The 13,304-nt window shown below is 47.1% G+C and carries 7 protein-coding genes; 4 read left to right on the top strand and 3 right to left on the bottom strand.

The annotated features are described in order from the left end of the window. Nucleotides 1-7: 7 nt before the first annotated feature. Entirely contained in the window at nt 8-1,489 is a 1,482-nt protein-coding gene (locus LCH85_01555) for a restriction endonuclease subunit S (protein ID MCA0350657.1), read from the bottom strand. A 202-nt stretch (nt 1,490-1,691) separates the two neighbouring features. Then, nucleotides 1,692-4,445, bottom strand: a complete 2,754-nt coding sequence (locus tag LCH85_01550) for a DEAD/DEAH box helicase family protein (GenBank protein MCA0350656.1) — start codon at nt 4,443-4,445, stop codon at nt 1,692-1,694. A 284-nt stretch (nt 4,446-4,729) separates the two neighbouring features. Between LCH85_01550 and LCH85_01545 the strand changes: the two genes are divergently transcribed. Continuing rightward, a complete protein-coding gene (locus LCH85_01545; protein MCA0350655.1) occupies nt 4,730-5,296 on the top strand; it encodes a hypothetical protein in 567 nt (188 codons plus the stop codon). 107 nt (nt 5,297-5,403) lie between these two features. Continuing rightward, entirely contained in the window at nt 5,404-6,411 is a 1,008-nt protein-coding gene (locus LCH85_01540; GenBank protein ID MCA0350654.1) for a hypothetical protein, read from the top strand. A 50-nt stretch (nt 6,412-6,461) separates the two neighbouring features. Here LCH85_01540 and LCH85_01535 read toward each other — a convergent pair whose 3' ends face one another. Beyond that, nucleotides 6,462-7,622 (bottom strand): metallophosphoesterase, encoded by a 1,161-nt coding sequence (locus LCH85_01535; GenBank protein MCA0350653.1) that lies wholly within the window; start codon nt 7,620-7,622, stop codon nt 6,462-6,464. 393 nt (nt 7,623-8,015) lie between these two features. Between LCH85_01535 and LCH85_01530 the strand changes: the two genes are divergently transcribed. Beyond that, nucleotides 8,016-9,650 carry a hypothetical protein gene (locus LCH85_01530; GenBank protein ID MCA0350652.1) on the top strand — a complete coding sequence of 545 codons (1,635 nt, stop codon included), beginning with the start codon at nt 8,016-8,018 and terminating at the stop codon, nt 9,648-9,650. Between the two features lie 24 nt (nt 9,651-9,674). Then, a complete protein-coding gene (locus LCH85_01525) occupies nt 9,675-13,205 on the top strand; it encodes a hypothetical protein (protein MCA0350651.1) in 3,531 nt (1,176 codons plus the stop codon). Nucleotides 13,206-13,304: the final 99 nt, after the last annotated feature.

Here is a 13,304-nt window from a genome sequence, read left to right as displayed (position 1 = left end):
GCATCAGCTATTCCAGATCCATGCGGGTTTGGTTGCGCTGCTTGAGGCTTTTTGGCGCTGGCGCTCGTTCGGCCTGAATCTGTTCGAGCAGCAGGCTGGCTGGCTCGTCGCGAGGATCTTGGGGCACAAGCTGGCCGCTAAACGCCTGCTTGAGTATGCTTTGGCGTAGGCGCTCGGCCCGTGCAAGGTTGGCCTCAAGCGTGGCTTCAAGCGCTTGAACGACCGATAAACGCCGTTCAACTTCTGCGACAATTCGCGCTTGCTCAGCGAGTGGTGGAAGTGGGATAATAACGTTATTTAATATTTTCAATGTAATACGTGTAATAGCTACGCCCGCCATATCATTTCGTATTCTTTGATAGATAAATGGGGAGCGCAAAATATAAACTATAAATGCATTATTGATATTTTTTGATGTTTTAATTAGTGCTACACTTGATAATAGAGAAAAAGGTTCATCTAAATTATTTATTGTTGCAATACCAGTAGTCGCACCATCTTTTATATATAAAATATCACCATTTTCTGGATTACATCGACTATATATGGAGTTGTGAATAGATTCTGTTACGAATGTGACATCAGATAAGTCTATTCCATACTCCTTTATGTTTTTTGCGGTTATATATTTATAATCTCCTTCAATTGTGTTTATTGGTGAATGATGCGTTCCATCAACAACTTTTGATGAAATCTGTTCTAAACTTGCCCAAACCCAACCCTCAGGTAAATCCGGTAGATTGCTGGTATCAGGCGATTGTGGTGCTTTGTAGTTGCTGGGCATGGGCATTTTGCCCTTGGCATGTTCAGTTGCTTCCCAGCGGGCGTAGCGTTCGGCCAAAATCCGCGTTAGCAATTGGCTGGCTGGCTCGTCGTTGGGGTCTTGAGCGACCAACGTGCCCTCACAAGCGGCCTTTAACACCGCTGCGCGATAGCGTTGTAGGTTGGCTTGGCTGCGTTTCAAGGCTTGCACACCAGCATCAAGCTGGGTAAATAGGGTTTCGAGCGCCTCAACAATTCGCGTTTGCTCAGCGAGTGGGGCAAGTGGAAAGGGCATGGTATTAAGCACTTGCCCACTAATAGAGCTAAATGTGGTTCCTGTGGCTTTTGACTGTAAAAAATCCTCGTTTGCTCGAATAAAATAAAGTCCATAAAGATAAGGGATTGAATTATACATTCTGATTGCAGCCAAACCTCGGCCTATACAGATTTTGGTAGGAGATAAGTTAGTTGGACCAACAGGCGCACGAACAGACACGAGAATATCATGTCTCTCAGCGATTTTGAGTGGCTCAGAGCACCACTTAACAATACTTGGATATAAAGCACCAAAATCAGCTTTGCCTTGAAAAAAGGGTAATCCTATATGTTCAGTATTATATGTTTCTGATGGGGGAGATTGTCCCATATTTATATTTGATACTTCACCCAAAGTAGTCCAAACCCAGCCCTCAGGCAGTGGCGGCAATGTTGCTGTGTGTTGTGACACGAACGAATACTCCTATAATCTCTGGCTTCGCCACCCTAACTCTTGATTAAGGAAGGATATGGGAAGGATGAGGGAGGAGGGATGAAGGATGAACCAACCGATCCCCAACCCCCAACAACCAATCCCCGACCCCAACAACCAATCCCCAACCCCCAACAACCAATCCCCAACCCCCAACAACCAATCCCCAACCCCCAACCCACTACCCAACCAAGGCCCGTTGCACCTCAATCAAGAGCGTTTTCCAACTGCTGCCAAATGCTCGCTCCAAAGCCACGACACCGCCAGCATCGGCAAACGCGCCGTGGCCCAAATCTTTGGCTTGAATTTGCAAACTTAGGCCAATATGATTGGCGATTTGGTCGAGCCACCAGCGTTGTTGCTGGCTGAAGTTGATGCCAGCGGCGGCTTGTTCGGCTAGCCATGTTTGCATGCGTTGAGCAATCAGGCTGGGAAAGGGCACTAAAGCTTGTTCAGGATTGACCACGCTGCCAACCAACGAAATCAAATCGGTCAACGTTGTTTGGGGATTCACCACCGTCGCTTTACCAGTTCGGCGATACGATTCCCATATTTCAAGCGGCAATAGCTGGGCTGTCGCCAAAGCCTCGCTTAATTCTTGTAAATGCTGCAAGCTCAACGAACGCAAGGCATACGGTTGATTGTACAACATTTGCAGGGCGGTGATCGAATTGCGGTTTTGCGCCACAAAATCTTGAAATTGCTGAACTTTTTGCAGCGCATGGTCCTTGGAAATACTGCTAAAACCAGCCTCGCGAACTTGATCACGGCTGAGGTGATCGATCAATTGCTCACGTTGGGCGCGGGCAGCCAGCAAGGCGTTGCGAATGATTGGATCGTACAGGGGTTCGAGTGCTAGGCTGGCTAACTCCTCGGCGACGGCATCCAACTGACCTGGAGTTGGCTCGGCGATTTGAAAACGCTCCTGCGCATTGGCCAGAATCGCATCAGCGGAACAGGCATCCAGCAACGCCGCACTCAATTGCGCCAAGCGCTGGCCAAGCGTGCGCTCAAGTTGATAGCGTTGATTGTCGGTCAGTTGGCGATCAAGGCGGGCGATTCGTCCGGCGACCGTTAACATCACCTCAGGATCACGACTACCGCTAGCGAGCAACTCAAGCAAATCAGCTAGACTTGTGCTCGGCTTCTGCTCTAGCGATTGGGTATCAAATTTATTGCGTTCAATCACGCCAACTGCATCAATAATCACAAAGCGGGTTTTGGCCAGCGCATCGCTGGTCACCTCTTGCAAATCGCTGGCGCTGATCACGCGGGTTCCGCGCCCGATCATTTGCTCAAACAGCACGCGTGATTCGACCGAACGCATAAACAACACCACCTCAAGCGGCTTGATATCGGTGCCAGTAGCGATCATATCGACGGTAACGGCGATCCGTGGGTAATAACTATTGCGAAATTGGCTAATCAACTCCTCGGGCTTGCCCGCCGAGCGATAGGTAATTTTTTGGCAAAAATCATTGCCCTTGGCAAAAACCTCACGGGCGATCCGCACAATATCCTCAGCGTGATTATCACTTTTGGCAAAAATCAAGGTTTTAGGCACGATATTGCCACTGCGCTCTGGAAACATCGTGGTAAACAAGGCATCGCGAAACACCTCAAGCACCGTGCGAATCTGATCGATCGCCACGACATCGCGATCAAGGTCGGCGGCGCTATACTGCACATCCTCATCGAGCTTTTCCCAACGAACTTGGCGCGTTTCGCGGCTGCGATAATCGACATAATGCTCGGCCTCAACCGTGCTGCCTTGGGTCCCGATCAGCGTGCGAATCCGAAAGACATCGCCATCGACATTGACCCCATCGGCGACCGCTTGCTGGCGGGTATATTCCATAACCAAATTCTGATTGAAAAAACCAAAGGTTTGGGCTGAAGGCGTTGCGGTTAAGCCAATCAAGAAGGCATCGAAATACTCCAGCACCTGCCGCCAAACGTTATAAATTGAGCGATGGCATTCATCGGTCACAATCACATCGAACATTTCAATCGGAATCTGCTGGTTGTAGCTCACAAATTGCTCAGTTGTTGGGCCATCCTGCTCAAACAGCGAAGCTTCCTCGGTCTCGGCGTCGGGGTAGGCTTGGTTCATCAACATTGCATACAAGCGCTGAATCGTTGTAATACAGACCTTGGCACTTTTATCGATCTGCGGGCCTTGGAGCAGCTGAACTGGATACAACTCGGTAAATTTGCGGCCATCGTCGGGCGTAGCGTATTGCTGAAACGCATTGAGCGCTTGGCGGCCAAGGTTATTGCGATCGACCAAAAACAACACCCGATCGACCTTGGCAAACTTTACCAGCCGATAAATCTCCGAAACCATCACAAAGGTTTTGCCGCTGCCAGTTGCCATCTGAATCAGCGAACGTGGGCGATTATCGGCCAGCGAAAGTTCTAGCTGGCTAATTGCATCAGCTTGCGGCTTCCACAACTGCCCATTCATGGCGCTGAGCGGATGTTGCGTGACCAGATTGCGCAAGCGTTGGCGTAACGAGGTTGTTGCTTCGGCCCATGTGCGCAAGGTTTGAGGCTGATGAAATCCAAAGACTGGCCGAGCACGCGGCGCAGGATCACGCAGATCGGTGCATTGGGTTTGTTTGCCGTTGCTATCGTAGAGAAAGATCAACCCCCAACTGTCAGCCTGGAGCGTTGCTGGTAAGCGTTGGCTATAGGTCCGCGACTGAATCTCCACCCCGCTTAATGGTGTACCTTCAGGCTTGGCTTCTAAGACCCCAATTGAGCGTTTATCCACAAATAATAAATAATCGGCAAAGCCCTGTACCAAGGGAAATTCACGAACCGCAATGCCTTGACCAGCAGTCAGATTCCGCGTTTGATAATCTTGGACGATCCAACCAGCGGCTTCGAGTTGAGCATCAATATTCTGACGGGCGCGTTGTTCTGGGGTCATGCAACTCCTCCGACAAGACTATTTTGGTCGATTAGGGTGACTCTATCCGCCAATGGGGCATCCACACACTACAATCGTTTGTATTCTACCGCATACGATCATGGGCAAGCAAGTGTGGGGTTACAACAGCATAATTGAGTTAATCGGCCAAACTCCATGCCTGAAATAGCACCGACTATGCTGGAATGCAACAAAAATGCTCTTAAATTGCGCTAGATCTGCAACTTGCGCCCGATTAATCTTGGTATGCTCAACCCATCGTTGTTATTGTAGGAGGTATGTGTATGTACAAGGTCGATTCATTGTCCAAGCCTAGCAAATGGTGGCATACCGTCATCTATGGGTGGTATTTTCCGGCGATTTGTGCCATGGTGTGGTTCACGCAAGCCCTCTGGATGCCATCGAACCTGCCATTTTATGACGATAGGATTGAGCTACATAGGATTGGGCTGTTGCTGCCAGGCTATATCTTGATGGCGACCAGCCTGCTCAATGCACTCCTGTTGATCGTGCTGAATCTCAAAAAACATTGGTGGCTGGCGATCGTCATGCTTGGCGAGTTGCTCGCGATGCTGCCGTTGTATATGCTGATCAAGGCGCTGCTTGGCCTTCAGGATACGCCGCAATGGTCGATCCCAACCATGTCGTCGATCCGCATGTATGACTACGATTTGGCAACAATGCTCACGGGGGTGCTGCTTAGTGCAGGGTTGATCGTGAGTCAGTCGATCATTAACCCAAAAGCCTACCATACTCGGCTCAGGATGCTTGGTGCTTGGCTCGCCCTTGGCTTGGTGATAACAGGCTTGATCGTTTTCCGACAGGGAATCAGGATTATCTATGTGGGGTGAACCCAAAGGCTAATTCCACTTTGCCAAGGTTCAGCAGTTAGGCCGATGGGCAGCGCGGGTTTCCGTTCTACACTACCCAGAACTATCAATATTGTAGGAGGAGATCGATGACCGACAGCATCAAGCAATTACCGTGGGAGCAGCCCGCATGGCTTGAACACTTGAGCGAGTGGATTGAGCAGCAACTCAGTATTCATCAGCTGACGGCGCTTGCCCCGCTGGAACTCGTGCATCAGCGCCCATGGTCGGCCTTTGCCCAAGTTTGTACCAACCATGGCATGGTCTATTGCAAAGCGCCTGCGCCAGCCTTTGCTTATGAAGTTGGCTTGACGCAGGCCTTAGCGCAATGGCATCCGGCTTGTAGCGTGCCGATTTTAGCGATCGAGCCAACCCATGGCTGGATTCTCTCTGCCGATGCAGGCACGACCTTACGGGCACTCGGCCAAAATCTGAGCCAACTTGATCATTGGTATGCTCTGTTGCCAGAGTATAGCGAATTGCAAATTGCCTTGGCCCAGCGGGTTCCAGCCTTATTGGAACTTGGCGTGCCTGATCGACGATTAACGCTATTTCCAAGCCGCTTTAGCGAAATATTGAATGATCATGATCAATTATTGCTTGATCAGGCGGGCGGTCTGAGCAGCGCCGAGCATCAGCAATTGCACAGTTTACAAGCAACGGTTCAAGCGCAGGCGGCACAATTAGCCTCGTATGGCATAGCGGAAACGCTGACCCACGAAGAAATTCATGAGAATAATGTGCTGTATGGGCCGCGCGGCTATACAATTACCGATTGGAGCGATTGCAGCGTAAGTCATCCCTTTTTCTCGCTGCTTGTCACAATGCGAGCCGCTGCCCATTGGCTCAAACTCGACGAGCATGGCGAGGCTATCCAGCGCTTGCGTGATGCCTATTTGGAACCATGGACGCGCTTCGCATCGCGCCAAAACCTTGATCAAGCCGCCAACATCGCCTACCGCCTTGGCATGATCAATCGGGCGCTCTCGTGGCGGCAAGCGCTGAAGGGGCTTGATCGGCAACACACCAAGGATTATCTCGATAGCATTGCAGGTTGGCTGCAAGATTATTTAGCCACCCATACGAATGCTGATTAACCAGCCAATCCATGTCACGATCTATTTTAGGGGTGGAGTTGCATCTGCCCCTAGGGAGTCAATGTTAGCTCAATTCGCACAACTTCTGGAATCGTACCAACCCGAATCGGCGGCCCCCATGTGCCAAAGCCCGATGATACGACCAACTGGCTAGCCCCAGTTTTTAGGGTTCCCCAATGCTGATCGTAGATCTGGTTGGTTAGCAGCGTAAAGGGGAAAATCTGCCCAGCATGGGTATGGCCGGAAACTTGGAGATCAGCCCCAACGGCGACCGAATCCTCAAATCGATTAGGGTTGTGATCCATAACCAACAGCGGTAGGCTCGGATCAGCAGTTTGGATGATCTCGGCAAGCGGTTTGCCCACGACTGCACCTGAGGTTCGTGGCCCGCCAATATCATCGCGCCCTACGAGCACGATCTGTTGATCGACCGTGACCCACTCATCAATCAGGAGCTGAATCCCTGCATTTGCCAGCTCTGAACGAAACACAGCCAACTCCTCGGCGCGTACATCGTGATTGCCCATAATCGCGTAAATTCCAAGCCGCGCCTGAAGTTTGCTCAGCTCTGTTGCCATGGCTTGGTCGCGAAACGGCTGAAGATCATCATCAATAATATCGCCAGCAATCAGCACAAGGTCAGGTTGCAGTCCATTCGCCATTGTTACTAGCTCGCGAATCCGATTTGCCCCATTGGTATAGCCAAGGTGGGTGTCGGATATGAGCACAATTGTGATTGTTTGGGGCGTGCTAACGGGCGCAGCAACTGTTAGCGCGTACTCGGCCACGACTGGCGTGCGTGCTCGCCAGGTGCCATAGCCTAGAATACCAACTAAGAAAGCCATTACGATGGCTCCCGTGACCACTACTAGGCGACGTGGGCGCTGCATGGATGCGGCGGCGATTCCGGTTAAGCGCTGGATCAGGCGCAGCAGATCCACCAATGCCAGCAGCATACCTGCATAGACAAAAATGGCGATCCAATAGCTGCCAAGCGCGGCGACGATCGCCATCATGCTCGCGGGTATACGACCAGCCACGAGGCGAGTCAGTAGCGGCGTACTTGCCAGCAGCCACACCACGACCCAGTAGCCCCAGCGCGGGATACGCTGTGGGATAAGCGCCTGAAGCCATTGCCATGTGCGGCGACCAAGATACCAATTAATGCTGGCATAGAGCAGGAGTATGCTAACGACGATAACGATGCTCATAGAATGTATTCCCCTAATTGCCACATGGTTTGTTTGCAACCTAATGCATGGTCATCCATGCATATGCTAGAACGCGATCGCTGCGGTTCTGGATGGATGGAGCGACGATTCAACCACTTGTCCAAGCGCATGCAGCAGCGTTATACCACGGAATGTCGTTTTTTCAAATTCCCTTTTCATTGGCAAGGCAATTCATGATTGGCAAATCCCCAGCGTTAATTAGCTAGAAGCCGCTTCTAACGATATATCAATTATCTAAACATCTGAATAAACCTCAGCGACGAGCCACGATATATCAAACCAATCAAGCAATCTTGATCATAGCTTTAACTAATTCGATAGCCTGAGAGCATCGAAGCAAACCCGCATGGCCATTTTTATAAGGAGTGTGTGATGAAAAATACTGATGTTTTTAATAACTTCGATTTAATCGTTCCAATTACCCAAAAAACGATTAATGATCAACTTAGCCATTTAGTTCGCCTAGGTGTGATTAATCCTGAACTCGTTATCACGCAAGTTTGGGATGCTGCAAACAAACAAGATATTTATACAATTTTGGCTTCAGCAGCAGATTTACCCAAAAAACCAGATGGTAGCGTTGATTCAAGTAAGCTTGACGGCTATCTTGATGGAATGATGCTGCCACAAATTTCAATTCACGAAAGCGGTACGATTGTCTTATTAGTGCTCAATTTTCTTTCGGGTACGTTTGGCTACTGGGGCGGTTCGCCGCATAATCCAACCTGGCTGACTGTCGATATGAGCAATTGGAAATTTGGCATTAGTGTCAATATGGATCTGGAAAAATTAGCCAAAGATGATCTCAATCAAAAAATTAAAGTTCCCGATAATGTTCAACAACAGCTTAGTGGGTTTATCGATAATATGTTTACGGTAAATCATCTCTTTATGGATTTCGAGTCAACCGATTTAATTAATTTTGATCCAACGGTAACGAGTGTTGGCAACGCTGGCGATGATGTCAAGAAACAATTTGTATTTTTTATGCAAGAATACCTTAAATCCCAAAAAGATGCTGGGAATCCCTATGTGCTTGGCTATACGATGAGTGCCAGCGATCAATCAAACTATGCTAGCTATGGCGGCGTGCCCGACTCGCTACGCCCAGTTGGCGCAACCTATAATTTCTACAATGATGCGACGAATCCTGATCGTAGCACGTTGAATTTTGCCCTAGTAACCAAAGGTGGCCATCAATCAATCTCCACCACGCCAGGCAATTTCGATAGCAACTGGATCAGTCCAAACGAGCAATGTGATGCAAAAATGATCTATTCACATCAAGTATTGCTCGAAGAATATTTCCTCAAGCCAATTTTTCAACAGATCCATGACGGCATTTATAGCCAAATTAAAGATCATCTTTCGGTTGATAGCGGTGCTGATTATGATCATGCCAAATCAACTACTGCCAATGGCTTCAGCTATGCGATTATTAACGATAAAGATGGTGATGATCAGTATGTCAATAATTATTCAGTTCAAATTGTAAATCAAGCTCAAAGTGCTCAGGTTGATCTTAATTTCTCGGGCCAGCTCTATTTTTACAAAGAAAAAAGCAAAGATATGCTTGTATGTACCGCGAAAGGTTGGGCTTGGACTGGCCTTGATTGGAGTGGAACGGTTTCATTAATCACCACCAAAGATTCGAGTGGCAGGCCAAATCTATCAATTACCAAGCAATTTAACATCAGTAATGTTAATAAAGGCCAAGATAAAAATGGTTGTGCTGAAGCTTGGAGTGTGATTGGCGATATTTTGGGATCAATCCTCGATGCATTTTCATTTGGCTTAGATGGAAATTTCTTTGCCAACCTCTTTGCCAATGCCTTTGGCATCCATATCGATAGTATTGGTGATATTGGGGTTGTGCTTGGCGATATTGGCACAACGATCAATACGGCGCTTGTGCTCCCTGCGGGGAATGTATTCTTCATCAGCAACCCAACTGCCGATTCATTAGCCAACTTCTATCTCGAATTACATTACAAAGCTGAACACTAAGCTTTAAATAAAGGAGTTTACTGTATGTCAACCTCTTCTGTTGATTTAATAACCTTACCAACCACAAATTTCGTGACTGATCAGATTAGCTTTCAAGTTTCGGCTGAGTTGATGCAAAATAGCCAACAATCATCGCCAATTTCGCCAACCAATAATTTGGCGGTCGTTCAAGATAGTGCTGGCAAGCCAATGCTATTTTCAATTGGCACTGATCAAATGCTGCATTTGATTAAATACGATGAAACTACACCGACAGGCTGGCAGGTGATTAATCTCAGCACCCAATGGAGTGATTATAACCATGCGGTGGCCTTTGATCTTAGCCAAGATACCCATGGCTTGATTTCGATTACGCTTGCCTTAGCAACAGCTGATCAAAAGAAAACAGCTGTATTCAGCGCAAGCATGCTTTCGAATGATTATACAAAAACTGATTGGACGACCCTAAATCAGCAATGCCAACAAATTACCGGGCTTGATCCAAGCTTTCAGGCTGAATCAATTCGTATGGGCAGTTCAGATGATGGTCATCCACCAATTATTATCATTGTTGGCTCAATTAATAATGCAAAATTCTACTACCAAGTGATTGATGCTAAAACATCGCAAACCTTAGAATTCCCTGAAAATGTCTTGAATAATCCTGGCAGTTTATTAGAAGTTACGACTGGGTATGCAATTGGTCAGCGAGCTTTTTTCTTTTTATACCAAATTGGTGCAACCCAGACCTTAGAAGCAACAACCTTGGCTGATCAATTCCAAGGTTCGCTCCAGTATGATTTTAGCCCAGGCAATGCAGGGATTCCAGCAGAATATACTAATCTGACGTATACCTGTATGACGACGGCCTTAGGTACAAAGACCAGCCCACTCGATATTTCGTCAGATGTTTATATTGGAACAACCGATGGGGTCTATGTTTTTGCCAATTCGCGTTTGGCTGGAATGCAAAAAGTGACTGATGCAATTAAAGATGTGCATCAAATTATTGTAACAACGACTGGCGACACAATCGGCCTATGGGTCATGGCAAGCCCAAGCAAGCTCTATTATATCGCTGGTAACCATGGATCACCGTATACGTTTAATGAACCAATTCTCTTTAGCGATAGCATTGTGCATATTGCGCCAACTCGCAGCGGATTAAGTCATGCCAACGAGCTATTTGTGGTTGATCAAACCCAGCAGGTTATCCACTACTGGCAAGATCCAAATACGACACTTTGGAATCAGCGAACCATCACAATTGCTGATCAAAGTTATCTGCTCAATTTCAATTCCTATACCACCCATATCCATCTACAAGATCAAAATGGCATGGCTTTGGCAAATATTCCATTAGCAATTAGTTGCTCAACGTGGAGTTATGCAACGATCAATGGACGGATTTATAGCCTTGATCAGGATGTGATGGCCCAAGTGCCTACTGATGCGTTAGGCAACTTAACCATTATTCTGCCAGCCAGCGATTTAACCGCCCCAATTATTCATGTTCAAGCAGATTTTATTGATCAAACTCTGAATATTTATCCTCATGGCAAAATTACGAAAGGAATTCAGGCAATTAAATCAGGCGATGATTTGAAAAACGCCAAAACTACCGACGGTTCACCAGTTATTGGTGGTAATTTAGATGATATAACGTTAAATGGTGTTGCGCAAAATATTAGCCAACTACATCAACTTAGCAGCCAAATTACTGGACCAATGGGTAATAATACCTATGTTGTGCTTAGCGCTAAAAATACGAAACAAACCGGAAAACTCGATGTATCGCAATCTGCCGCGAAACAAGTAACTATGCAGGTTAGTCGCAATCGTAGCTTGGCAACCCTAAGCTTGAATTCAGCTGATGATATATTTGATGATATTGGCGATGCTTTTGGTGACATTTGGCACGAAATTGAACATTTTTTCGTGGCTGGCATTGATAAAATTGAGCAAGGCATTACCTATCTGAGCAATGGCGTATCATTCCTGATTAAAGAAGCTGAGCAAGGTTTAAATTTTATTCTTAAAGTTGCCGATAAAGTCTATAACATTGTGCTCGATTCAATCGCCAGTATCTACAAAGTATTGAGTTGGATCTTCCAATTAATTAAGGTTGGGATTGAAACTCTGATTAAATGGCTAGGATTTTTATTTGGCTGGGATGATATTTGGCATACTCACAAAGTTTTAGCCCGAATTATCAGCCAAGGGGTTGATTATGGCATCAATCGGATGGAAAGCGAGATCGACGATTGGACCAATAGTATCAATACAACCTTTGATCAACTTAATCAGCAAATTCATGCAACCTTAGTGCCAAGTTCACTCCAATTAACAACACCAAATGCAATAACCAATAATAAAAACAATGATCAACAAACACAGCTGTTTCAATCGCCAGGTGGCAATTGGTCGGCCTATCAGCTTCAACATAGCGGTATGTTAAATGGATTGGGATCAAATCTCCAACACGACCCATTTCTTCAATTTCTCAATGATGTAGTTATTCCAACTAGTCAACAATTGTATGCTGCGCTTGAAAATGATTTTGATGATCTGAAACAGATTATTACTGGCGGAGTAACAATTGCTGATACGCTTAAATTATTTGCTGATCTTGCAACCACGATTATCGAGCCAATTAAAACCATGGTGATCGGCTTGCTCAAGTTTGTGGTCGATTTAGCCAAAGATATTCAGCATGCACTGGTTGATGATCTGGATATCCCATTGCTGTCGGATCTTTATAAGTGGGTGACTGGGCTATTTGGCGAAGCTGAAGATTTTAGCGTAGTCAATGGAATTTGTTTATTGCTAGCAATCCCGGTAACGATTATTTACAAAGCCAGCGTTGGTTCGGCTCCTTTTACCGATCAATCACGGGTGCTTGATGATCCAAACTTATTTAATACGATTATGGGTCAGCCTAAACAACAACTGATGCTCGGCACGGCCAAAGCGCTCAATGCGTCAACCTCAAAATCGGTTGGGGTGGTCTATTCGCAGGTTGGGGGCTTGTTGGCAGCGATTGTTGGCCCAATGATCACGATTGCAACCCTGTTTAAACTTGCCGCCGATGAACAGCAAGTAACGATTAAATCGCGGGCGGCGCAAGTCAGCATTGTACTAGCCTTAACCAAGGCTTTATTAACCTTTCCAATTCGCAAATCTGAGCAATCGATTGCTGGGTATACGCTAAAAATAAGCTCATGGCTGCTCAGTGTCTGCAATACGGCCCAAAGTGCGATTATTCGTAGCCCACGTATTGGCGGTGGGATCACGATTGGGATTGATAGTGTCATCATCGTTATGGCGCTGATCGCCGACGGGCTGGATCAGGCTGATGGCTGGACATGGACAACCGATATTTTGTCGAATGTTAGCGGCATTGGCGCAGGCGTCGGCCAAGTTGCTAAAGGCACAGAAGTTGGCGACGCAATTGGCATTGTTGGCTGGGCTGGCTCCTATGTGAGTAGTATTGTTGGCTTTTCGGCAGCCGTGATCAAATTGGCCAATGGCAGTGATAACGAAGCCCTCAGTTTGATTAACCTCGGCGGGTTATAGCGCTAACGTCGCTGACGACCTAGATTCCTCCTAAGAGCAACAGGCTATCTTTGCTAGATAGCCTGTTGCTCTGTTTTAAATCGGCGTTGCAAGACCATC

This window comes from Chloroflexota bacterium, from assembly GCA_020161265.1.
Taxonomy (GTDB): domain Bacteria; phylum Chloroflexota; class Chloroflexia; order Chloroflexales; family Herpetosiphonaceae; genus Herpetosiphon.
Note: the sequence above shows the minus strand (reverse complement) of the source record. Positions and strands in the feature narration are given on the sequence as shown.

Bases quoted from the DNA above. Each gene is read 5' to 3' on its own strand.
- LCH85_01530 (MCA0350652.1), top strand. From the start codon at position 8,016: ATGAAAAATACTGATGTTTTTAATAACTTCGATTTAATCGTTCCAATT.
- LCH85_01540 (MCA0350654.1), top strand. From the start codon at position 5,404: ATGACCGACAGCATCAAGCAATTACCGTGGGAGCAGCCCGCATGGCTT.
- LCH85_01545 (MCA0350655.1), top strand. From the start codon at position 4,730: ATGTACAAGGTCGATTCATTGTCCAAGCCTAGCAAATGGTGGCATACC.
- LCH85_01550 (MCA0350656.1), bottom strand. From the start codon at position 4,445: ATGACCCCAGAACAACGCGCCCGTCAGAATATTGATGCTCAACTCGAA.
- LCH85_01525 (MCA0350651.1), top strand. From the start codon at position 9,675: ATGTCAACCTCTTCTGTTGATTTAATAACCTTACCAACCACAAATTTC.
- LCH85_01535 (MCA0350653.1), bottom strand. From the start codon at position 7,622: ATGAGCATCGTTATCGTCGTTAGCATACTCCTGCTCTATGCCAGCATT.